At 60.7% G+C, this 22821-nt stretch carries 17 protein-coding genes and 1 riboswitch; of the genes, 3 read left to right on the top strand and 14 right to left on the bottom strand.

Annotated elements, in window-relative coordinates; all coding sequences use genetic code 11:
* Positions 1 to 6 precede the first annotated feature (6 nt).
* The gene (locus tag NUV89_RS07405; RefSeq protein WP_257780794.1) at positions 7 to 2244 is read left to right on the top strand and encodes a TonB-dependent siderophore receptor; all 2238 of its coding nucleotides are present in this window, start codon (positions 7 to 9) and stop codon (positions 2242 to 2244) included.
* Between the two features lie 152 nt (positions 2245 to 2396).
* Positions 2397 to 2618 carry a hypothetical protein gene (locus tag NUV89_RS07400; RefSeq protein WP_257780793.1) on the top strand — a complete coding sequence of 74 codons (222 nt, stop codon included), beginning with the start codon at positions 2397 to 2399 and terminating at the stop codon, positions 2616 to 2618.
* 96 nt (positions 2619 to 2714) lie between these two features.
* Here the strand turns inward: NUV89_RS07400 and NUV89_RS07395 are convergent, their stop codons facing one another.
* The 8 genes from NUV89_RS07395 to NUV89_RS07360 all read right to left on the bottom strand — a co-directional run bounded on the left by NUV89_RS07395 (position 2715) and on the right by NUV89_RS07360 (position 10989).
* Complete coding sequence (locus NUV89_RS07395) at positions 2715 to 3206, bottom strand: GNAT family N-acetyltransferase (RefSeq protein ID WP_257780792.1); 492 nt, start codon at positions 3204 to 3206, stop codon at positions 2715 to 2717.
* Between the two features lie 165 nt (positions 3207 to 3371).
* Positions 3372 to 4478, bottom strand: a complete 1107-nt coding sequence (gene zapE, locus NUV89_RS07390) for a cell division protein ZapE (RefSeq protein ID WP_257780791.1) — start codon at positions 4476 to 4478, stop codon at positions 3372 to 3374.
* Positions 4479 to 4483: 5 nt separating this feature from the next.
* Positions 4484 to 7141 carry an aminopeptidase N gene (gene pepN / locus NUV89_RS07385; RefSeq protein WP_257780790.1) on the bottom strand — a complete coding sequence of 886 codons (2658 nt, stop codon included), beginning with the start codon at positions 7139 to 7141 and terminating at the stop codon, positions 4484 to 4486.
* 13 nt (positions 7142 to 7154) lie between these two features.
* Positions 7155 to 7985 (bottom strand): DUF2797 domain-containing protein, encoded by an 831-nt coding sequence (locus tag NUV89_RS07380; protein ID WP_257780789.1) that lies wholly within the window; start codon positions 7983 to 7985, stop codon positions 7155 to 7157.
* A complete protein-coding gene (locus NUV89_RS07375) occupies positions 7982 to 8242 on the bottom strand; it encodes a YeaC family protein (protein ID WP_017738604.1) in 261 nt (86 codons plus the stop codon). The genes NUV89_RS07380 and NUV89_RS07375 overlap by 4 nt, the downstream gene beginning before the upstream one ends.
* 13 nt (positions 8243 to 8255) lie before the next feature.
* Complete coding sequence (locus tag NUV89_RS07370) at positions 8256 to 9131, bottom strand: rhomboid family intramembrane serine protease (protein WP_257780788.1); 876 nt, start codon at positions 9129 to 9131, stop codon at positions 8256 to 8258.
* Positions 9128 to 10099, bottom strand: coding sequence for a metallophosphoesterase (locus NUV89_RS07365; protein ID WP_257780787.1), 972 nt, complete (start codon positions 10097 to 10099; stop codon positions 9128 to 9130). The genes NUV89_RS07370 and NUV89_RS07365 overlap by 4 nt, the downstream gene beginning before the upstream one ends.
* Complete coding sequence (locus NUV89_RS07360; protein WP_003217892.1) at positions 10099 to 10989, bottom strand: NAD(+) kinase; 891 nt, start codon at positions 10987 to 10989, stop codon at positions 10099 to 10101. Before NUV89_RS07360 ends, NUV89_RS07365 begins: the two co-directional genes overlap by 1 nt.
* Positions 10990 to 11134: 145 nt before the next feature.
* On the opposite strand from NUV89_RS07360, the gene NUV89_RS07355 reads away from it, so the two are divergent.
* Complete coding sequence (locus NUV89_RS07355; RefSeq protein ID WP_257780786.1) at positions 11135 to 12082, top strand: DUF1853 family protein; 948 nt, start codon at positions 11135 to 11137, stop codon at positions 12080 to 12082.
* 186 nt (positions 12083 to 12268) lie between these two features.
* Here the strand turns inward: NUV89_RS07355 and NUV89_RS07350 are convergent, their stop codons facing one another.
* From NUV89_RS07350 to cobW, 6 genes are all read right to left on the bottom strand, one after another.
* Positions 12269 to 12976 carry a hypothetical protein gene (locus NUV89_RS07350; RefSeq protein ID WP_257780785.1) on the bottom strand — a complete coding sequence of 236 codons (708 nt, stop codon included), beginning with the start codon at positions 12974 to 12976 and terminating at the stop codon, positions 12269 to 12271.
* Between the two features lies 1 nt (position 12977).
* The gene (locus tag NUV89_RS07345) at positions 12978 to 15635 is read right to left on the bottom strand and encodes a hypothetical protein (protein WP_257780784.1); all 2658 of its coding nucleotides are present in this window, start codon (positions 15633 to 15635) and stop codon (positions 12978 to 12980) included.
* A gap of 287 nt (positions 15636 to 15922) precedes the next feature.
* Positions 15923 to 16525 (bottom strand): VWA domain-containing protein, encoded by a 603-nt coding sequence (locus NUV89_RS07340; protein WP_257780783.1) that lies wholly within the window; start codon positions 16523 to 16525, stop codon positions 15923 to 15925.
* A gap of 53 nt (positions 16526 to 16578) precedes the next feature.
* A complete protein-coding gene (locus NUV89_RS07335; protein WP_257780782.1) occupies positions 16579 to 17577 on the bottom strand; it encodes an ATP-binding protein in 999 nt (332 codons plus the stop codon).
* The gene (gene cobN / locus NUV89_RS07330) at positions 17577 to 21338 is read right to left on the bottom strand and encodes a cobaltochelatase subunit CobN (RefSeq protein ID WP_257780781.1); all 3762 of its coding nucleotides are present in this window, start codon (positions 21336 to 21338) and stop codon (positions 17577 to 17579) included. Before cobN ends, NUV89_RS07335 begins: the two co-directional genes overlap by 1 nt.
* A gap of 3 nt (positions 21339 to 21341) precedes the next feature.
* The gene (gene cobW, locus NUV89_RS07325) at positions 21342 to 22403 is read right to left on the bottom strand and encodes a cobalamin biosynthesis protein CobW (RefSeq protein WP_017738595.1); all 1062 of its coding nucleotides are present in this window, start codon (positions 22401 to 22403) and stop codon (positions 21342 to 21344) included.
* Between the two features lie 92 nt (positions 22404 to 22495).
* A riboswitch (cobalamin riboswitch) is annotated at positions 22496 to 22696 on the bottom strand.
* Positions 22697 to 22821 lie beyond the last annotated feature (125 nt).

Here is a 22821-nt window from a genome sequence, read left to right as displayed (position 1 = left end):
TCCGCGATGTTCGCGCCTTTCACCCGTTCCATGACCCTCACCCTTGGCCTGTCCAGCATCGTGCTGAGCCCTGGCCTGCTAGCTGAAACCGAGCCAGAACCCGCACCAACCAAGGCCTTGGAGCTGGGCAGCACCAGCATCACCGCCGAAGGCCTGGGCGCAACCACCGAGCACACAGGCGCCTACACCACGGGCTCGATGAGCACCGCCACGCGCTTGAACCTGTCCATCAAGGAAACCCCGCAATCCATCTCGGTGGTGACGCGCCAGCAGATGGATGATTTCAATCTCAATACGTTGACGGACGTACTGCGCCAGACCACGGGCGTTACCGTGCAGCATCTGGACTCGGATCGCGCGGGCTATTCATCCCGTGGCTACGGGATCGATAACTTCCAGATCGACGGCATGCTCAACACCTTCGGGCGCATGAAGTCAGACGCCGACACCATCATCTACGACCGCATTGAAGTGGTCCGTGGCGCCACCGGCCTGACCACCGGCGCGGGCAACCCTTCGGCCACGGTCAACATGATTCGCAAGCGCCCCACCGCCCAGTGGCAAGCCCAGACCGGCGTCAGCGGCGCCAGCCATGACAATTACTACAGCTACCTGGATGTGGGCGGGCCGCTGGCATTTGACGGTCGGCTGCGCGGGCGTACGGTGCTGGCGTACCGTGACAGCAAGTCCTTCCGCGATAACTACGCGCTGCAACGGGAAGTCGGCTACGGCATTCTCGAAGGCGACCTGACGGACGACACCGTGGTCGCCGTAGGCTTTGATTACCAGAACAAGCATGTGCAGGGCAGCTCCTGGGGCACCCTGCCCTATTGGAACAGCGATGGCAGCAAGGCCCGGCTCTCACGCTCGGCCAACCTGGCGGCCGATTGGAGCTCCTGGCCGCTCAAGGACAAGACCACCTTCGCCTCCATCGACCACAAACTGTCTGCGGATTGGCGCCTGAAGGCCGCCTACACCCACCGGCAAAGCGACACCGACGGCAAGGTGTATTACGGCGGCTCGGGTTTTCCCAACCCCGATGGCAGTGGCATGACCGCCTGGACCAACCAGATGGTGGGCACGTCGAAGATGGATGTGGTCGATCTGAATCTCAATGGCAACTATGCGCTACTGGGTCGCGAGCATGAATTGATGGTGGGTTACGGCGAATCCGAGCAGCGCGACTCGTCGCCCTACCAGCGTTTTGAAACACCAGATGGGTACGAGAACATCGCAGACTGGAAACACATGGGCGGCATCGCCAAATTCCCCGACCGCACCACCCACCTGCAAGGCGAACACTCGCGCAAGAAACAAAAAGCCGGCTACCTGGCCACGCGCTTGAGCCTCACCGAAAAACTGCATGCGGTTCTGGGCAGCCGATATGGCAGTTGGGACATCGAAAGCGTCTCGCCGGAGTATGACGCCAACTTCCAGTTGACCCGCGCGCCTAAAACCCGCCAGACCCACAACGACATGTGGACCCCCTACGCCGGCCTGCTGTACGACATCACGCCGGAGTACACCGTGTATGCCAGCTACACCGACATCTTCAACCCGCAAAGCGTGCGTGACGTCAGCAGGAAGTACCTTGAACCCGTGGTCGGCAGCAACTATGAAGTCGGCCTCAAAGGCAGCCTGTTGAACGAACGCCTGAACCTGGCGGCCGCGTATTTCTGGAGCACCCAGGACAACGTCGCCGAACTGGATAACGCCGCCAAACCGGACCCCATCACTCGCGAGCAGTTCTACACCTCGGGGGGCAAAGGCAGCAAAGTGCAAGGGTTTGAAGCCGAAGTGTCAGGCGAGGTCATGCCGGACTGGAACCTCACGGCGGGCTACAGCTACACCCACTCGCGGAACGGTGACAAGCAGCGCAGCAACACCAATGTACCCTTGAACATGCTCAAGGTTTCCACATCCTATCGCCTGCCCGGCGAATGGCGCGGATTGACCGTGGGTGGCGCGGTGAACTGGCAGAGCGATTTCTACCAGTTCGCCGATCGCCCAAGTGGCGGCCGGGACACGGAAGGCTACCTGAACACCGAACGCGCCAAGATCACCCAGCAGGCCTACACCGTGGTCAACCTGATGTCGCGCTACCAGTTCGACGAGCACGTTTCGGCATCCGTTAACGTAAACAATGTATTTGATAAAAAATATTACGAACGCGTCGGTTTCTACAACGGCGTGTATTGGGGCGACCCGCGCTCTATTACGCTGGCTCTGGACTGGAAACTCTAAACCCCGCACCTGAGGCACCGCGAAACTTAACGACCGCGTTAAGTTTCGCGGCCAATCAGTTAAGCCTCACTTAATAAAGCCTCCACATAATCGCCCCCACGAGTCTGAACAAGCGAACAGACGCCGATCAAAAACTTATGGGAATACCGACGATGAAACTCTCTACTGTGATGCTTGCCGGCCTGATGACCCTGACCTCTGCCGCTGCCTTTGCTGAAGGTGGCGCCGAGCGTTCGCGGGAGTTCTATGCCAATTTCAAATTCATGCAAGACCAGCAGGATAGCAAGGCCGAACAAACGGCTGCCACTAATGTGAAGAACCCAAAAACAGTGCCTACTGTTCAAAACAGCGATGAGCCACAACCGAAAAGTTAATTAACACGTAACACCCTTGTCATTCCGCTCCTTTGACCAGGGTAACTTGGCGCCAGATTCTGGCGCCTTTTTTTTGTACCTTCAGTAACTAACCAATTACAAAGTCTTATTCCAAAACAGCATGCGCCCGTGTGCCGGATCAAACTTGGAATCATCAAAGCCAAACTTGCGGTAGGCCGATTGTGCGACAGTATTCCCCTCCAGCACCTCCAGGGTAATCTTGCAGCAACCGCGCTGACGGGCGATCTCTTCGACCTTTTGTAGCATTTTCTGGCTCAAACCCAGGCCGCGGAACTGATCCATCACCGCCACATCGTGGACGTTGACCAACGGACGACACGCAAAGGTCGAGAACCCTTCGAAGCAATTGACCAAACCCGCCGGCTCGCCACCAACAAACGCCAGAACGCTGAACGCATGCGGGCGCTTGGCCAGCTCGCCAGGCAGTTGCTGCAACAGGTCGGCAGGCAGGCTGTGGCCGCCGCCCATCGGGTCTTCGGCGTAATGGTTGAGCACCAGGCTAATCGCCTCGGCGTGCACGGGATTGGTATAGCTGGCTTGCAGAACCAGAATGTCTGGGGTGTCCATTTCCTTCCTCGATAGCGACGGCACGGGAGTCATCTCCCTTTGAAGCGGACGATTGTAAGCGCGGCGCGGGCGATAGATGAAGGAGATTAACTACAAATTCTCGCCTGAAAATACGGTGCTTTTGCGCATGCACACGCGTGAACAGCGTAGCTACGGGGATTTTTCTTACGCTCCAAAACGCTGCAATTGCATTTCCTGCAAGCGACTCAGCGTGCGGCGAAACGCAAACTCCAGATAACCTTCGGTGTACAGGCACTCCAACGGCACCTCGGCCTCGATGAATAACGGCACTTTGCGGTCGTAGCATTCATCCACCAGGGCAATGAAGCGCCTCACACTGTCATCGTGTACCGACAACTCGGGCAACTCGCGATCACCCGCCTCGACACGCTGGGCACCATCTTCGGTGCCGCGCGCAATGCGCCCAGGGCGTTTTTGCGCGCTCAGGTTGGGCACTTCCCCGAGCAGAATCGCGTCAAAACGATCACACAGCTGCATGAAATCCATTGCAGCCAGGGGCTGCTCGCACAGGTCGGCATAACGGCACCAGAGCACACGATCACTGGACTGCACGGCAGCAATCGAGCGGTAGCCGACACTGACCGGCCCACTGCGCACGGCCTGCCCCTCAGTCAATTGCTTGAACACCTCACCCAGCGCATCGGGCTGATTCACCCAGTAACGCTGCACGCCCAGGCCGGGGTGCAAGCGATGATCTTCAGCACCGTCCACCGCCACCACCTGCAGATGCTGCTCGATGGCCGCGATTCCCGGCAGGAAACGCTCGCGGTTAAAGCCGCCCGCGTACAACTGATCGGGCGGCTGGTTGGACGTGCAGACCATCACCACGCCTTCTTCGAACATCACCTGGAACAGGCGCCCGAGGATGATCGCGTCACCGATGTCATTGACGAACAACTCGTCAAAGCACAGCACGCGCACCTCCTGTGCCAACTCGCGGGCCAACGCCTGCAAGGGGTCCTGGGTGCCGGTGAGCTGAAACGAACGCTGGTGCACCCAGCCCATGAAGTGATGAAAGTGCTGGCGCCGCGCAGGCACCCGCAGGCTTTGGTAAAACTGGTCCATCAGCCAGGTTTTGCCACGGCCCACCGGGCCCCACAGGTAAACCCCGGTGATCGGCGAGCGGCCTTGATGCAGCGCTTCATGGCAGGCTTGCAGCGCCTCCACCGCCCGACGCTGGGCTTCATCGGCAACGAAACCCTGCTGGGCGATGGCGTGCTGATAGGCCGCGCGGGGTGAGTCAAACGCCATGGGTGTTACGCAAGGCTCTTGCTGACCACCTCGAACACATCGCTGGACAGCTCACCGGAAGCACGAATGCGCTCCAGCTCGGCCTTCATCAGCGCCTGGCGCGCGCTGTCGTATTTGCGCCAGCGGGTCAGCGGTGCCAGTTGGCGCGAGGCGATCTGCGGGTTGAAGCCGTTCAACTGGATCACCAGGTCCGCCAGGAAGCGATAACCCGAGCCATCTGCTGCATGGAAGTTGATCAGGTTCTGCCCGGCAAATGCGCCGATCAGTGCGCGCACCTTGTTCGGGTTCTTGAGCGTGAACGCCGGGTGCTCCATCAACGCCTTGACCCGCTCCAGCCCGCCCGGCAACGTGCTGCCGGCCTGGACGCTGAACCACTGGTCCATGACCAGTGGGTTGTCCTTGAAGTTCTCGGCAAACACCGCCAGGGCCTGGGCCTTCTCGGCTTCAAACGGCGAATTCACCAGGACCGCCAGCGCAGTGAGGCGCTCGGTCATGTTGTCGCTGGCATCGAACTGCTCCAGCGCCGCCGCCAACACCTGCGGCTTGCCGCTGAGCATCAGGTACGACAGCGCAATATTCTGCAAGGCGCGACGGGCAAAGTGCTCGGCGGCAGCCACGTAAGGGGTTTTCTTCGACAGCTCGCGGTTGGCCTGGTAACGCTGCCACAATTCGTCAAACAACTGCTCAGCCAGCTGCTGACGGGCAAACTCACGGGCGGCGTGGATGGCATCGACATCCGCCACTTCACTGATTTCGGTCAGGTAGGCTTCGCCCGGCAACGAGAGCATTTCGGCAACCATCGCCTGATCCAGCGTCTCGTCGCGCAGCACGGTACGCAACGCGTCGACAAGGCGTTGATCCAGCGCCAGCGGCTGGCCTGCCTGATGCTGGCCGATCAACTCCTGCAATACCTGCACGGCCAGTTGCTGGCCCGCATCCCAGCGGTTGAAACCGTCGCTGTCGTGTTGCATCAGGAACATCAGCTGGTCACGGCTATACGGGAAGCTCAGCTTCACCGGCGCCGAGAAACCGCGCAGCAGCGACGGCAACGGCTGCTCAGGGATGTCAACGAAGGTGAAGGTTTGCTCGGCTTCGGTCACCGAGATCACCCGGGAGGTGTCGCCCGCAGTGGCTTCACCGGCCAGGCGCAAGGCGATGCCGGCGCCCTCCCCGTCCAGCAGGCCCAGCGCCACCGGGATCACGAACGGCAGTTTTTCCACTTTGTCCGGGGTGGCCGGGCAGCTTTGGCGGAAGGTCAGGCTGTAGGTTTTTGCCGCCGCATCGTAGGACTCGCTCACCGCCAGGCGTGGCGTGCCGGCCTGGCTGTACCAGCGTTTGAACTGGCTGAGGTCGGCGCCGTTGGCGTCTTCCATGGCCTTGATAAAGTCGTCGCAGGTCACGGCCTGGCCGTCATGGCGTTCGAAGTACAGGTCGCTGCCTTTACGGAAACCTTCGGCGCCGAGCAAGGTGTGGATCATGCCGACCACTTCCGAGCCCTTTTCGTACACGGTCAGGGTGTAGAAGTTGGAGATCTCGATAAAGCTGTCCGGGCGCACCGCGTGGGCCATCGGGCCGGCGTCCTCGGCGAACTGGTGGGTGCGCAGGTAAGCCACGTCCTGGATGCGCTTGACCGTGGCCGAGTTCATGTTGGCGGAGAATTGCGAGTCACGGTAGACGGTGAAGCCTTCCTTGAGCGACAGCTGGAACCAGTCGCGGCAGGTCACGCGGTTGCCCGACCAGTTGTGGAAGTATTCGTGGGCGACGATGGCCTCGACGCGCTGGTGCGCGGCGTCGGTAGCGGTTTCGGCGCGGGCCAGCACGGCGCTGGAGTTGAAGATATTGAGGCCCTTGTTCTCCATGGCGCCCATGTTGAAGTCGTTCACGGCAACGATCATGAAGATGTCGAGATCGTACTCACGGCCGTAGGTTTCTTCGTCCCAGCGCATGGATTTTTTCAGGCTGGTCATGGCGTGCTGGCACTTGTCGATGTTTTCCGGCTCGACGTAGATGCGCAGCGCGACTTCGCGCTGGGTCATGGTGGTGAAACTGTCTTCCACGCACCACAAGTCACCGGCCACCAGCGCGAACAGGTACGCCGGCTTCTTGAATGGGTCTTCCCAGGTCGCCCAGTGGCGGCCGTCTTCGCCAGGCCCGCTGGCGATCGGGTTGCCGTTGGACAGCAGCACCGGGTAGCTATGTTGCTCGGCGATCACCGTGGTGGTGAAGGTGCTCATCACGTCCGGGCGGTCGAGGTAGTAGGTGATCTTGCGGAAACCTTCGGCCTCGCACTGGGTGCAGAACATGCCGCTGGATTTGTACAGGCCTTCCAGGGCGGTGTTGGTTTCCGGGTGGATCTTGACCGTGGTGTCGAGGGTGAACGTCGCGCTTTTTGGCTGCACGGTCAGGTGGCTGTCGGTCAACTGGTAATCAGCGTCCGTCAGTTCCTGGTCAGCCAGGTTCACACTCAACAGCTCAAGTTGCTGGCCATCCAGCACCAACGGCGGCAAGCCGGCGCCACGCTCAGGGTTGCGGCGCATCACCAGCTGCGCGTGGACCAGGCTGTGGTCCTCGAACAACTCGAAGGTCAGGTGGGTCTCGTCGATCAGGTAGTCCGGCGCCTGATAGTCCTTGAGGTAAATCATCTTCGGTTGTTCGGTGCGCATGCTTGCAATCCTTCTACTGATGCACGGCGAGCTGGTAGGCCGTGTATTTGCGGATATTGATAACGCCGGTGTCAAAGATCAGGTATTGGCCCTTGATCCCCAGCAGCGTGCCTTCGGCAATCGGGTTCTTGTCCAGATTAAAGCTGACAATCTTGGCGGGATATTGCTCCACCGGGTAGCGGATTTCTATCGGCTCGATGTCGGTCACTGGCTGGATGGCTTGTAGGCCGAAGCGCTCCTGCAAGGCGCTGATGCCCTCGGCGCAGGACGCGAACAGCTCATCGCGCACGTGCTTGAGGTCCACCGCCGCGGCATCGCCCTTGAGCAGTGCGCGCCAGTTGGTCTTGTCGGCCACTTGGCTGCGAAACACATCTTCGACGAAGCCGGACTGCTGGCGCGTGGCCACGCGCATGATCGGCAGCGCCTGGCTGGCACCCTGGTCCAACCAGCGGGTCGGCAGCTGGGTGGCACGGGTGATGCCGACCTTGATCCCCGACGAATTGGCCAGGTAGACCACGTGGTCGGTCATGCAGAATTTCTCACCCCAGGACGGCTCACGGCAGGTGCCGGCGTCGTAATGGCAACGCTCGGGGCTCATGATGCACAGGTCGCACTGGGCCAGCTTGGTCATGCAGGGGTAGCAATAGCCCTGGCTGAAGCTGGTCTTGGTCTTGCGGCCGCAATGGCTGCAATGAATGGCGCCGAGGTATTCCAGGCGGATATGGCTGCCGATCAACGGGTTGACCGGCACCTCGGTATCGCCCAGGCGAAACGCGTATTGAACGGTCGGCTCACCGAGTTGCGCCGACATTTTGCTGACTGCACCGCGACCGATTTCAATCAATGGATCGCATCCGACTTGAACAGGATGTTCGGCACAGTGGTCGATTTCGACTGGCATTCCTGCGGGCCCATGTAACCGGTGCGCTGGTCTTCCGGCAGGTTCTGGATTTCCCAGGCGATCATCGCCTGCAACGACAGTTCACGCTGCTCGGCGCTGAGCTTGCGGCCATCGGACCATTTGCCGATTTCCACGGCGAGCTTGAGGCTCTCGTAGATGTCCGGGGTGATGTTTTCGATCATTTCAGCAAAAGAGGACATAAGCTCTTCCTTATCAAATAGAAGCTTTGCGACGGTTGTACAAACCGCCGAGCAAACCGGTGAGGCAACCGATCGCCAGGCCGCCGACATGGGCCGCGTTGGCGATTTCGCCGAAGCCGATCATCGAGACCAGGCCCGACAGGCACAGCACCAGCCACACCAGCATCATCACCAGCACGCCACGGGGCAGGCGATACGCCGGGTTTGGCGAAAGTAATTGAAAGATCCAGCAATGCCCGAGCAAGCCATACAACACGCCGGACAAACCGCCGAACAGGCCGGGGCCGCCGTAAGCGTACTGGGCGTAGTTGGAGACCAGGCTGAACAACAGGGTCAGGCCCAGCAGGTTGATACTGCCCTGGCGCACTTCGATGCGCCGGCCCAGCTCCCAGTACCACATGCCGTTCATGGCCAGGTGCAGGATGCCGAAGTGGATCAGCATCGGCGTAACCAACCGCCACCACTGCCCAGATGCCAGGGTGTCGGCCAGCGGCGTGAACTGGATGTACTCGCCCAGGATGCGAAACGGCAGGAAGGTCAGCCAGGCCATGGCTTGCAGGTTGTCACCGAGCAAGGTCACGGCGCCGACGATAATACTCGCCAGCAACACCAGCGCCGTCACCGGGCTGTGGCGTACCTGCTGGACAAAGCTTGGGCGGGTCACCGGCGCTTGCGGCTGTTCGGGAATGTCCAGCTGCTGGTCCGGGTCGCCGGCGGGAAAGCGTTGATACAGCACGCGCACGTCGTCGCTGATGGTCTCGGGCACCCACAGCACTTGCTCGCCCGCTTCCTCGCTGACGCGATGGGGCACTTGCATGCGCTGCAACAGTTGGACGAAACCGCCCAAATCGACGCTCAGGGGCAAGCGCAATACAGCCACGGTACTCATTGGATAACCTCGGGACGCTCAACGTCGACCCATACAAATTTGTTCGGATCCAGGCGGGTTTCCTGGTCCAGGCGATAAGCCACCAGCTTGCCGTACAGCACGGCGCTGTAGTCCAGGCAGGCCAGGTTCTCGCGGATCGGTGCCGGTTTGCCGCTGCGCCAGTAGTGGCCGACGAACAACAACGGCTCGTCGACGCCGTAGCGCAGCAAGGAATTCTTTTCCGTGGACGACAACGGCGTACGTGCCACCGGGTCAGGCAGTGCATCGGGCTGGAACACGATGTCGCCGTAGGTTTTCGGGTCGTCCTCCCAGAACTTCGTGCGGAAGAACGAGCGCGTCAGCCCATCGCCACCGGTCAGCGTCAAGCCATCCGGCAGGCGCATATCGGTGCCGCGCAGCAAGCGGTCAAAGGCGTTGCAGGCAAAACTGCCGGGCACGGCGGCGGCCTGCAGGAAATGCGGGTCAATGCAGCCGTCCGGGAATGTCGCACGCAGTGGCGCGATAAAGCCGTCATCCCAGCACGCGTGCACCACGCGGAAACGTCCGGCATCGACAAACAACGGCATGTCGTAGAACCAGCCGAGGAAGTCGTGCCAGTCGGCCGGGTGGTGCTCGAACTGGGTCAGGGTTTCGTGGATCAACCGCGCATGCCGTGGATTGTGCTCACGCACGAACTGCTTGCCACTGCCGGGGGGCGCGAGGGTGGTCCAACCGAGGGCGTTGAACTCGTGGTTGCCCATGATGCACAGCGCCTGCCCGGCCTCGGTCATGTCGTGGACGATATGCAGCGCCTCACGAATGCGCGGGCCACGGTCGATGATATCGCCGAGGAACACCGCCATCCGCGACTTGTGCCGCCAGACGCCGCCGATCTTCTGGTAACCCATTTGGTCGAGCAAGTGCTCAAGGGTATGAGCGCAACCGTGCACGTCACCAATCAGGTCGTAGCTACGCGCGGGATCGAGCATCAGTCGCCTCCACCCCCCAAGCGGCTGCCCCAGCCCAGCTTGGTGCGGCACACTTCGTAGTAATTGTGGTCCAGCGGATGGATCAGTCGCAGTTTCTGCGCCTTTTTGCTTACGGTGATGGTGTCACCGGGGGCGCAGGTGAAATGGTTCTGCCCGTCACAGGACACCTGCGGGTAGATCTGCATGTCTTTGGACACCACGATTTTCAGCTCACTGTTGCCATCGACCACGATGGGCCGGCTGGACAACATATGGGGGTACATCGGCACGATCACAATGGCATCCAGCTTGGGATGCATGATCGGCCCGCCGGCCGACAGCGCATAGGCAGTGGAACCGGTCGGCGTGGCGACGATCAGGCCGTCAGCCTTCTGGCTGCAGACGAACTGACCGTCGATATACAGCTCGAACTCGATCATCCGCGTGGACTTGCCCGGGTGCAGCACCACGTCATTGAGGGCGTCGCCCTGGCCGATGGCCTCACCGTGACGGCGCACTTCGGCTTGCAGCAGGAAGCGGTTTTCCACCAGGTAATGGCCGTCGAGCACCTTGGCCACTTCGACTTCCAGCTCGTCGGGGCGAATATCGGTGAGAAACCCCAGGCTCCCACGGTTGATCCCCAGCACCGGCACGTTGTGCCGCGCCAGCGCCCGGGCGGCGCCGAGCAGGCTGCCGTCGCCGCCGACCACGATGACCATGTCGCAGACTTCGCCGAGCATCTTGCGCGACGAGGTTTGCAGGCCATGGCCCGGCAGGATTTCGGCGATGGTGTCTTCGAGGATCACATGCAGGTGGCGTTCCAGCAGGAATTTTTTCAGTCGGCGGACGGTGTCCAACACCTGGGTACTGCCCAGGCGACCGATAATGCCGATATTGCGAAATTGCTCCATGGGGCTCCTGCGGGATGTGCGGTGTGGCGGAAAACCGCGATTATGGGCGAAAGGCCGCGCCAGGCAAAACCCTTTGTCGCCGCGAAGCCTTGATGACAATGGTTCTCAGCCACCCGTGCGACACTTAAGCGGCTATGCTCGGACCATGACTGTGTTCCCGGATCTGCACAACCTGCCCCGCCAGTTGCGCCACCCTGAGGTGCGCGATCTGGCGTGGGTGATGCTCGCCCCACCGATGCTCGCGCAAACACCGTGGCCACAGCGCCATCCGTTGGCGGGCAGCGATTGGGTACAAGCGCCGGATTTGCTTGAGCGCTGGCTGCGTCACCTCGATCAAGACAGCCGCGCCTTGCAACACTGGCTAAGCCTGTCCCGCTCCCGGCGATTGGGCCTGTACTACGAGCGGTTGTGGCAATTCGCCGTGCAGCATGCCCCGGGCGTGGAACTCCTGGCCGCCAACCTGCCCATCCGCCGTGGCGGGCATACCCTGGGCGAACTGGATATGCTCCTGCGCGACCGCGATGGCGTGCATCACCTGGAACTGGCGATCAAACTCTACCTCGGGCCGCAGGACGGGAACGGCCAGGACAGCGCCTTGTGGCTGGGGCCTGGATGCCATGACCGGCTGGACCGCAAGCTCGCGCATCTGGCCCAGCATCAGTTGCCCATCTCCGCACGCCCGGAAAGCCGCGAAGCACTGGCCGCACTGGATATCCAGCAGTTCGACGCACATTTATGGCTGGGCGGGTATTTACTCTATCCCTGGCCCGGCCAGGCCCAAGCCCCGGCTGGCGCCCATCCGCAGCACCTGCGCGGCCGCTGGCTGCATCAACGGGATTGGCCAAACTTTGTCGGCACCAGCGCGCCAGGCCGCTGGCAACCCCTGCCCCGCCATGCGTGGCTGGCGCCGGCGCACTATGGTGCGGGTGATGTGTGGAGTGAAGCGCAGATGCAAGGCTGGCTGGCAGCGCTAGACCCGATGGCGCCGGCGCAGTTGTTGGTGCGGATGGTGCAGGTGGGTGAGGATTGGGAAGAGGCGGAGCGGTTGTTTTTGGTGGCGGATCTTTGGCCGGATGTGCCGGGGGGTGGTTAAACACACTTCGCGCCGGAGCATCCCTGCGAGACATCCAAGTCTTTGAGTCCTTGTGTGTACACTATTCAGAAACAGGGATTTCATCATCAACTTCCCCTAATTGCTTAAAGGCTTGCGGACCCGCTATTCAAGGCGCACAGCCAAACAGCACTGATATCGGCGCGAAACCAAACTTACTGTGCGGCGTCAAGGGCACCTCTCCACAGCTATATCCTTTAAGTCCTGTTCCTGCATCCGCTGAAGCAACATAGGTTCTTCTGAACGCAGGACGTCAAGATACTTGAAACCTGACTCATTTTTATCGAGTAAAATCAGAAAACCAACAGCCTCGCGAAAGTTGAAGCATCCCGAGCGACTTCGAATGATTTTTTGAGGTAATGCGTTTTTCAAAGCATCAGCAGATACATATCTATCAAAAATCTCAACCTCCCCTATCCTCCCCAACAAAAAGTCCCTGCCCTGCCCACTCTCAACCACCGCCCTAGTATCAAAAGAAAAGATCGAAGACCTCCATTCATTCGAGTAAACCTGGGCAATCTCATCATAATCATTATTCAGAGGCGTATTCAGCCCACATACTCCTCCAGACGCCTTTGCTCCATTGTAAGAATTTCGCACATCAAAATACGCGCAATCGACAAACACACGCCCCTCTTGAACTACCAATGTATAGAAGTAGTCATACCTTGAGCTTACATGCAGCGCAGAAGCCCCATTTACACTTATCAATGAACGGCCAAAGCCTTCTTTATCTCCGACTATATCTTCATATATTCTTTCACGCCCCTCGTCGTATAACACGACACTTCCGGGACGCACCCCCGGCAAAATCCCGCCTAAAACAACATCACACCAAGCTAGAAAAAAAAACAAAACCCCTGACCTTTTAGACACATTAAAACTCCAACGACAACCTGGAAGACTTCCGAAGAACAGCCTCAAATTCACCAGCATAGGAAGCAATCAAGCGCTGCTCATCAACACCATTTATAATTTTCCTAGCCGAGAGATAGTCCACGCCTTGAGCATTAATATAGTGGCCCAATTTTTTACCCGTAAAAAGCCCATTGGTCATACCCACTATCATAATTGGTATAGAGTACTCGAATACTGCCGCCCGATCAGGCTCTTTAACAAAATCAACACCTAACAAATCAGAAAATTTTCGATAATTATTTTTCCAGGTCAAATGCACACAGCCCCGACCTCTATACTTATAGCCATCCCCTTCCTCAGTATTCCCATTTAATTTAGCCCTTTCTCTTCCCGCAGAATCAGAAGCAAGAACCGGATCATATTTATTAAAGTAAGAAACTCCACCCACCTCCGGTTTCTCGCTGAAATACTCTCCCGTAGGAAAATGATATGCCTCATGCCTGACAGTCGCGAGCATATACGCCACCTCATACAAATTCGCCTCATGCTGAGTAGGCTCATAAAAGGTATTTATAGCAATTAATATTTTCCTCAGGTTCCCCTCGGACTGCTGACTCAACGGCCGCGTTCCTGGTGAGAAGGCTGTATGGACGTATACATATAACTTTAAGAACTCGTCCACATCAATAAGTCCGCTCACTCCCCTAAAACGTCCACCTAACCCCACCGGATGCAAATGATAAACCTGCCCATGCCCCGGTAACCCAACCCCTGCCGCCACTTTATCCCACCAACTCATCGCGTTGATCCGCCCCTTCTCCGTAACCCAATTCAACTGCGGTGTCGAGCCGTTATGACCCAATATCTCGTCCAGCCCATCCCACTTACTCGGCGTATGACGCCACTCACTTTCATAAAAGATGATCAGTTGTGCCAGTGACTGTGCATACGCCGGCAACGCCATCGCGGACTGCAACTCTTCGGCGCCCATGCTTCCATCGCGGTTGCGGTCGATCATGTCGTAGAGCCGCGTCTTGAGCGGGCCGCTATCTGCCATGTCCGCCAAGGCACCATGACGTTCGACTTGCTCAGGACTGAAACGCTTTGCCGCCCGGAGAAAGGAGGAAAGGGACTGGCGAGGCGTGTCGTAGTTGAAGATTACCTCGTAGCCGTCCCATGACCAGGGACTGACCCAAGGGGTGACGCCGACCTCTTCGCGAACCCAACCGTCCAGCAGATTACGGTCTGCGTCGTGAAGCAGGCCTTCCAGCCGATACCAGTTGCAAGCCCCGCGACCCGGCATCGCCGCTACCTGGATTTTTTTCTCGGCTGGGAGCCCGTCCAGTAAGGTTTTGGGCACCCATAAATCGGCATCGCTGGCGGTGCTGGCCGCGTTCAGAGTCGGTGGTTGGGTTGCGCTGAAAGACGCTTGATGCGCCACCACAACGCTGCCCTTGGCAAGTTTCAGCCAGGTTTTGCTGGTCGTTGGCAATCGCCCGGCCCAGACGCGGCAATCGTCGATGAACGTTTCAACATCATCACTGCTGAACACTTCCAGATGCAGTTTTTCCTCTGGGTAATCGGCTGCACAGTCTTGATACAGGCCGATGTGACCCACCAAATCGGCGGCCTTGATGGCGACAGGCGGGTCAAGGACGGTGATGCGATCCGCTACTGGTTCGCGTGCCCCCTCCAAGGAATCGAAGTGAACATACTGGTTCACACGCTCCAATTTGCGGAAGGTGCCTTCACCACTGACGCAGACTTCCGTGCCCTGGGGCAAGCGCATCAGGACTCGGCTATTGGCACTCGCTTCGGCCCGGACATTCAGTGAACTGGCTTTGACCCGATACTCTCCCCCACCAAACGGGACCAGATACTCTTGGGCAACATAACCTTGCAGGCGACCCTCCGCGTCTTTCAGCACCTCAGGCCCATCGCTGCCCTCCAACTTACGGTATTCCCCCACCCCACTGACCATCACCTCCGCGCCCCGAAGCAGCATGGCCAGCGCCTTGCCACGCCGAGTCTGGCCGTACACATTCAGACCTTGCTGACCGGGATAATCGGCATGGACATCACTTACCGTGACCTTGACCCGACGCACCTGCGCTTCAGGCCAGAATCCTGGCCGTACGATAGCTGGATCCGTCTGGTACACCGCCCAGTCGCGCAAGTGCATATACAGGCTGTAAAAGACCAGGCTTGGCGGGGTGTCTGTGTTGCCCTCGACTTTTGGTGCTTCAAGGCGGTGGCGAACCAACACGAAGTTGCGTGAAAACGGCTTTTGTACGGTCAGTTTTTCAAAGAAGTAGGTCGTGGTAGGCGAGTGCTGATCGATGCGATAAGCCACCACTTCACCATCAGCCAGGCAATGCACGCCGGATTGATCCAGAGTCCCTGCAGTGCCGCCGTCGAAATGCACGCCGCCGTGCCACAGACCGTTGCGGCCTACCGGGTAGTAACCCGCTGCGGCCTTGGCCAGTTGGGTCAATTGTAGAATCGGATGGGTTTTATCCTTGAAGGGATGGCTCCAGTTCTTCAGTGGCAACGGTGTTGACGAGGGCGCATCTGACTGACTAGAGCGACTCTCTGCAGTGGGCAATTCGGGCAAGTAAATCGGCGTGTTTCGAGCGGGGTTGAAGAGCTCGAAAAACCGGGAAAACAAGTTGGCCATGGGGTGCTTCACTCCTGGTTTCGCAAAGAAAACAGCAAGAAAAACCCGGGGGGCACAGACGTGTGCTCGGTCAGTTGAGGGGGCTGAGATTTGATCTTGGGCAAGGGCAGACTGAAGCTGGCGGTTTTGCCCGGATTGATATCAGAAAATAAAGTCGGCAATACGCAGGAATTCATCCCTTTACCCCTGAACGTGTGAAAGCCCAAAGAGTAAAGAGTCGCTATCAACGATGAATGTCAGAAGATTCGACTTTAAAAGACCGACCCTTCCCAATCGCCCCTCAAAACCTACAAACCATCGATATGCCGGTAATCAATCTTCAGCCCCGCAGCCAGCGCTTGCGCCCGCCCCAACCTGACCGGCCCGCGCTCGATATCCACCAGCAACCCAGGGCATTCCAACACCGGCAACCCATCGATAGCCTTGAGTCGCCCATCAGTAATCACCAGCAACCGCTGTTGCTCAGCCGGATAACGCTTGCGCCGCGCCACCAGCCAATGCCCAGCTTCGGTCAGCGCTGCGAGCAGCGGTGTGCCGCCGCCGGCCCCCAGTTGTTCCAGCCAGCCGGTCAGGCCCTTGGCGGCCTTGAGGCCTTGCACCTGCCACGTTGGCGATTGCCCACTGGCCGTCAGCAACGCCATGCGCGCGCGTTGGCGATAGGCGTCGTCAAACAACTGGGCCAACAAGCCCTTGGCGTCGGTCAACGCGTGATGGCGGCGGGTGGAGGCCGAGGCGTCGACGATCACCAGCCACAATTCGTGGGCCGAGCGACTGCGCAGGTGAAACAGCAATTCCTCCCTCGTCTGCGGGCGGCCGCCAAGCAAGGTGCCGGGCCAGTTGATCGAGCCTCGCTGTGCGCTGCGCGCTTTACCCTGCCTGCCGTGATCCAATCGTCCAGCCTTGGGTCGGGCATCCGCCCCCGCGTCAGGTCGAGGGCGAATGCCTAGGGCTTTTTTGGCCAGGTGGGGACTTCCCGACGTGCGCCGGTGGGCAAGGCGGGTGCGGGCATGTCGCCCCATTGGCCTTGGCCCGGCGAGGTGTCGCTGGGCTGGGGGGATTGCCCTGGGTTCGGTGGGCTGGCCGATGGAGATTGCGCTTGGCGACGATGGCGCAAGGCAAACTCCGCGACGGCTTCGATATCTTCTTCGGCGATGGCATCAGCACCGCGCCATGCCGCGTGGGCCCGGGCGCCACGTAGCCAGACCAGGTCCGCGCGCAAGCCGTCGACACCGGCGGCAAAACAGCGCTCGGTGATCTGCGCCAAGGCCTGGTCATCCAACTCGATGGCATCGAGCCGCGCCCGCGCCGCGGTGCAACGCGCCTGTAAAGCGGCTTGCTGCCCGGCCCACTGCGCGCAGAACGCCACCGGATCGCTGTCGAAGTCCAGGCGGCGACGGATGATCTGCCCGCGCTCCGTCGGCAAGGTCTGCCCGCTCAAGGCTACATTGAATCCGAAGCGATCGAGCAGTTGCGGGCGCAGCTCGCCCTCCTCCGGGTTCATCGTGCCAATCAGTACGAAACGTGCCGAATGGCGATGGGAAATACCGTCGCGCTCGATCAGATTGGTGCCGCTGGCGGCTACGTCCAGCAGCAGGTCCACCAGGTGGTCGGCCAGCAGATTGACTTCATCCACATACAGCACACCGCCATCGGCTTTGGCCAGTACGCCCGGCGAAAACTGCGCCCGGCCCTCGCCCAGCGCAGCGTCCAGATCCAAGGTACCGACCAGGCGTTCTTCGGTCGCGCCCAATGGCAGGGTGACAAACTGCCCGCTGGCCAGCAGGTCAGCCAAGCCCCGCGCCAAGGTGGACTTGGCCATGCCGCGCGGGCCTTCGATCAGCACGCCGCCGATCTTCGGGTCGATGGCGGTCAGGCACAGCGCCAGTTTCAATTCGTCGGCGCCGACCACGGCGGACAGCGGGAAATGGGGGATCTCAGTCATCAGCTGTCTTCTTCTATATCCAGCAACAGGTTTTCCAACGCTTCGCGGTAGGCCCCAGGCTCTTGCCACATGCCGCGCTGCTGGGCTTCAAGCATGCGTTCGGTCATGTCGCGCAGGGCATCGGGGTTGTGCTGTTGCACAAAGGCGCGGGTGTCGGGGTCGAGCAAATAAGCGTCGGCGAGCAAGGCGTATTGGTGATCGTCGATCAGCGCGGTGGTGGCGTCGAAGGCGAACAGGTTGTCCACGGTCGCGGCCATTTCAAACGCACCCTTATAGCCGTGGCGCTTCACGCCTTCGATCCACTTGGGGTTGGCGGCGCGGGAACGGATCACCCGGTTCAGCTCTTCCTTCAAGGTGCGGATTTTCGGCAGGTCGGGCTGGCTGTGGTCGCCATGGTAACTGGCGGCCTTGTCACCGCTCAGGGTTTCCACGGCGGCGAGCATGCCACCCTGGAATTGGTAGTAGTCGTTGGAGTCGAGCAGGTCGTGCTCGCGGTTGTCCTGGTTCTGCAACACGGCCTGCACCTGGCTCAAGCGCTGGGCGAATTGTTCACGGGCGGCGGTGCCTTCGTCGGCGCCACCGTAGGCATAACCGCCCCAGTTCAGGTACACCTCGGCCAGGTCCTCGCGGCTTTGCCACAAGCGCCCATCAATTGCGCCCTGCACGCCCGCGCCATAGGCGCCGGGCTTGGCGCCAAAGATGCGCCAGCCGGCCTGTTTCGCGGCGGCCTCTTCGTCCAGGCCGGACTGGATCAACGCGGCCCGCTCGCTGCGCACCTTGGCGGCCAGCGGGTTCATGTCGTCCGGCTCATCCAACGCCGCCACCGCCTGCACTGCCGCATCAAACAGGCGGATCAGGTTGGCAAACGCATCACGGAAGAAGCCCGACACCCGCAGCGTTACATCAACTCGCGGACGGTCCAGCAGGCTGATCGGCAGGATTTCAAAGTCATCCACTCGCTGGCTGCCGGTCGCCCACACCGGGCGCACGCCCATCAGCGCCATGGCCTGGGCGATATCGTCGCCACCGGTGCGCATGGTGGCAGTGCCCCATACCGACAAGCCGAGTTGGCGCAAATGATCCCCGTGGTCCTGCAAGTGCCGCTCAAGAATCAGGTTGGCGGATTGGAAACCGATGCGCCAGGCCGTGGTGGTCGGCAGGTTGCGCACGTCCACGGTGAAGAAGTTGCGCCCGGTGGGCAGCACATCCAAACGCCCGCGACTCGGCGCACCGCTTGGCCCCGCCGGCACAAAACGGCCGCCCAGGGCATCCAGCAAACCACGCATTTCGGCCGGGCCGCAGGCATCCAGGCGCGGCGCGACGACGATGCGCAGGCTCTCGATAACGGCCTTCACGTCCTCCCAACCGGGTTCTTCCAACTGCTCAAGCGGGCCTTGCAGTGCCTGCTCGATCAACCGCGCCGCATACAATTCCAGACGCTCACGGGTGTCCCCGGCGGTGCGCCACAACTGCAAATCTATGGTTTGCAACACCTGCGGGCGGCGGCCGGTCCAGGGTTCGGCGAGGGCACAATCCAACGGATCGAAGCCCAACTCGAACGCCTTGGCCAATACCCGCAGCAAGCTCGATTGCGCGCCACGCCCATCGCCACGGGGGATACGCAGCAACGCGAGCAAGGTGTCGATGCGCAAACGGCCTTCGGGCGACTCGCCAAAGATATGCAGGCCGTCGCGGATCTGCGATTCCTTCAAGTCACACAGGTACGTGTCGAGGCGCGGCAGCCAGATGGCGGCGTCGGCATCGTTATCCAGCTCGAGTTCCTGGTCGATACGGGTTTCGCGCACCAGCTTGAGGATGTCTTTTTGCAGCTCAAGGGCGCGGCGCGGGTCAAGCAACTGTGCTTCGTAATATTCGTCGGCCAACAGCTCCAGGTCGCGCAATGGCCCGTAGGTTTCGGCACGGGTCAGCGGCGGCATCAGGTGGTCGATGATGACCGCCTGGGTGCGCCGCTTGGCCTGGGCGCCCTCGCCTGGATCGTTGACGATAAACGGGTAGATATTCGGCAACGGCCCCAGCAGCGCGTCGGGCCAGCAGTATTGTGACAGGCCGACGCCCTTGCCCGGCAACCATTCCAGGTTGCCGTGCTTGCCGACGTGGATCACGGCGTGGGTGCCGTAGGTATGGCGCAGCCAGAAATAGAACGCCAGGTAGCCGTGGGGCGGCACCAGGTCCGGGTCGTGATACACCGCACTGGCGTCCACCTGGTAACCCCGCGCCGGCTGAATGCCAACGAAGGTCAGGCCCAGGCGCAGGCCGGCGATCATCATGCGGCCGTCGCGGTACATCGGATCATTGTGGGGCGTGCCCCAGCGCTCTATAACCGCTTGGCGGTTGGCTTCGGGCAAGCGCTTGAACATCGCCTCGTAGTCGTCAAGACCCAGGCTTTGGTGGCACGGGCGCAGGTCGAGGCTGTCGAGGTCGTTGGTCACGCCGCCGAGCAAGTCATGGATCAGTGCCGTGCCGCTCTGCGGCAAGTCGGCAGGCAGCGGATACCCTTCGGCTTGCAGGGCGCGCAGGATATTCAACGCCGCAGCCGGTGTGTCCAGGCCGACGCCATTGCCGATCCGGCCATCGCGGGTCGGGTAGTTGGCGAGGATCAGCGCAATGCGTTTTTCGCGATTGGGCACCCGCGCCAATTCGACCCAACGCCGCGCCAGCTCGGCGACAAAATCCATGCGTTCGGGCGCGGCGCGATAACACACCACATCCGACTGGCTGCGCTCGCTGCGCCAGGCCAGGTCCTTGAAGCTGATCGGCCGGCTGATGATGCGCCCGTCCAGTTCGGGCAAGGCAATATGCATCGCCAAATCCCGCGGGCCGAGGCCCTGCTCGCTGGCCTGCCAGCCCGGTTCGTTGTCTTGGGCGCAAATCGCCTGGATCACCGGGATATTGCGGCGAAACGGGCGCAAGTGCGGCGCTTCAGGGCTGGATTGGGCAAAACCGGTGGTGTTCAGGATTACCGCCGCGCACACCTCATCCAGCAGGTCCTCGACCACCGTCAGGCAGCCAGGCTCTTTTAAACTGGCCACCGCCATCGGCAGCGGATTAAGGCCCGCCGCCTGCAAGCGCTGGCAGAACACATCAACAAACCCGGTATTGGCCGCCTGCAAATGGGAGCGATAGAACAGCACCGCCGCCACCGGCCATTCGGCGTGCCAGTCCGCTTGCCAGTCGTGCAGGCGCGCGTTGGCTTTGTGCGGGTGATAGATCGCCGTGCGCGGCAAGGTTTGCGGCTCGGCCCAGGCGTAGTCGCGCCCCAGGTACGTAGTGGCCAGGCAGCGATAGAAATCCAGCGCATTGCCCAAGCCACCCTGGCGCAGGAAGTGCCACAAGCGGTCGCGCTCGGCCACACCGACGGTGCTCAGGCCGCTGAGTTCCGGGTCCGGGCGATCATCCCCAGGCACCAGGATCAGTCGCACGCCGCGCTCGGCCAACTCCACCAGACGCTCGATGCCATAACGCCAATAGCCGATGCCGCCATGCAGCGAGATCAGGATGACCTTGGCATGGCGCAGCACTTCATCGACGTACAGGTCGACCGAAGCGTGGTTCTGCACCTGCATCGGGTTGGCCAGGCGCAGGCTCGGGTAGTCGTCGGGCAACTGCTGCGCCGCTTCGGCCAGCAGCGCCAGGCTGGAATCACCGCTGCACAGGATCACCAGTTCAGCGGGAGTTTGGCCAAGGTCGGCAATATTGTCGTCCGAAACAAAGCCGCCGGGCTGGGTCCTGAGCAGGTGCATGGGTTAAACGCTGAGGGCGGCGCGCAGTTGCGCTTCGAGGCCCGCCGCGTCGAGGTCCTGGCCGATCAGCACCAGGCGGGTGATGCGTGCTTCATCGGCTGCCCAGGCGCGGTCGAAGTGCTTGTCGAAACGCGTGCCCACGCCCTGGATGAGCAGGCGCATCGGCTTGTTCGGGATCGCGGCAAAGCCTTTGACGCGCAGGATGCCGTGCTGCACCACCAACTGGGTCAAGGCGTCGAGCAGCAGCGCTTCGTCGGCTTGCGGCAGGTCGATGGAGATCGAATCGAAGGCGTCGTGATCGTGATCGTCTTCACCTTCATGGTGATGATCGTGATGGCTGTGGCGGCCGTCGATGTGTTCCTCGGAGCCGGCGCCCAGGCCGATCAACACGTCCAGCGGCAGGCGACCGCTGCTGGCTTCGATGATCTTGACCGCTGGCGGCAGCTCTTCGGCCACTTCCAGGCGCACGCGGGCCAGGTCTTCGGCACTGATGAGGTCGGATTTGTTGAGGATCACCAGGTCGGCGCTGGCCAGTTGGTCGGCGAACAGCTCGTGCAGTGGCGATTCGTGGTCCAGGTTCGGGTCGAGTTTGCGCTGGGCGTCGACTTGATCCGGGAACGCGGCGAAGGTGCCGGCAGCCACGGCCGGGCTGTCGACCACGGTAATTACCGCGTCAACCGTGCAGGCGCTGCGGATTTCCGGCCACTGGAAGGCTTGTACCAAAGGCTTTGGCAGGGCCAGGCCGGAGGTTTCGATGAGGATATGGTCGAGATCGCCGCGACGGGCGACCAATTCGCGCATCACCGGGAAGAACTCTTCCTGCACGGTGCAGCACAGGCAGCCATTGGCCAGCTCATAGACACGGCCATTGGCTTCTTCTTCGGTGCAACCGATGGAGCATTGCTTGAGGATTTCACCGTCAATGCCCAGTTCGCCGAACTCGTTGACGATCACCGCAATGCGACGGCCCTGGGCGTTGTCGAGCATATGGCGCAGCAAGGTGGTCTTGCCCGAGCCGAGGAAGCCGGTGACGATGGTGACGGGGAGTTTGGCCAGTGTTTTCATCGGATGCCCTTGGGGGCGGGCATACGGGACGATAGGCCCTGCGACGGCGCGCAGCAGCGGATTTCGTCACCGGATCACCCCGCCCGGTTGAATTGAAAAATCGGTTGCGAGGCAGGTCTCCTGGCTTGGGGCTTGCAGGTCTTGCGACCGGCGCTGATTGCGCCTTCCCGCCGGTTTGGCAGTGGCGTGGCAGTCAGATGAACCCTTTACAGTTGCGGGGGCAGCCGCGGCTTGGACCGCGTTCCCTTCTTAGCTTCGGCCTGGGCTGAAGAACCTCGAGGGTGCAAGGCTACGCAGTGCTTGGGGGATGGTCAATGATGGGCTGGGATTGGTTTGGTTTGTGTACATATCCGTTTTTTAGGCAACGGCCACTTATGGTTCCGCCCTTACGGCGGGTCACTTTGGAAAAGCCCCAAAG

The organism is Pseudomonas sp. 18.1.10 (genome assembly GCF_024655625.1).
Classification (GTDB): domain Bacteria; phylum Pseudomonadota; class Gammaproteobacteria; order Pseudomonadales; family Pseudomonadaceae; genus Aquipseudomonas.
This window is presented reverse-complemented; position numbering and strand designations above follow the sequence as displayed.

Coding starts and splice junctions, on each gene's coding strand:
- NUV89_RS07405 (WP_257780794.1), top strand. CDS start 7: ATGTTCGCGCCTTTCACCCGTTCCATGACCCTCACCCTTGGCCTGTCC.
- NUV89_RS07400 (WP_257780793.1), top strand. CDS start 2,397: ATGAAACTCTCTACTGTGATGCTTGCCGGCCTGATGACCCTGACCTCT.
- NUV89_RS07395 (WP_257780792.1), bottom strand. CDS start 3,206: ATGGACACCCCAGACATTCTGGTTCTGCAAGCCAGCTATACCAATCCC.
- zapE (WP_257780791.1), bottom strand. CDS start 4,478: ATGGCGTTTGACTCACCCCGCGCGGCCTATCAGCACGCCATCGCCCAG.
- pepN (WP_257780790.1), bottom strand. CDS start 7,141: ATGCGCACCGAACAACCGAAGATGATTTACCTCAAGGACTATCAGGCG.
- NUV89_RS07375 (WP_017738604.1), bottom strand. CDS start 8,242: ATGTCCTCTTTTGCTGAAATGATCGAAAACATCACCCCGGACATCTAC.
- NUV89_RS07370 (WP_257780788.1), bottom strand. CDS start 9,131: ATGAGTACCGTGGCTGTATTGCGCTTGCCCCTGAGCGTCGATTTGGGC.
- NUV89_RS07365 (WP_257780787.1), bottom strand. CDS start 10,099: ATGCTCGATCCCGCGCGTAGCTACGACCTGATTGGTGACGTGCACGGT.
- NUV89_RS07360 (WP_003217892.1), bottom strand. CDS start 10,989: ATGGAGCAATTTCGCAATATCGGCATTATCGGTCGCCTGGGCAGTACC.
- NUV89_RS07355 (WP_257780786.1), top strand. CDS start 11,135: ATGACTGTGTTCCCGGATCTGCACAACCTGCCCCGCCAGTTGCGCCAC.
- NUV89_RS07345 (WP_257780784.1), bottom strand. CDS start 15,635: ATGGCCAACTTGTTTTCCCGGTTTTTCGAGCTCTTCAACCCCGCTCGA.
- NUV89_RS07335 (WP_257780782.1), bottom strand. CDS start 17,577: ATGACTGAGATCCCCCATTTCCCGCTGTCCGCCGTGGTCGGCGCCGAC.
- cobN (WP_257780781.1), bottom strand. CDS start 21,338: ATGCACCTGCTCAGGACCCAGCCCGGCGGCTTTGTTTCGGACGACAAT.
- cobW (WP_017738595.1), bottom strand. CDS start 22,403: ATGAAAACACTGGCCAAACTCCCCGTCACCATCGTCACCGGCTTCCTC.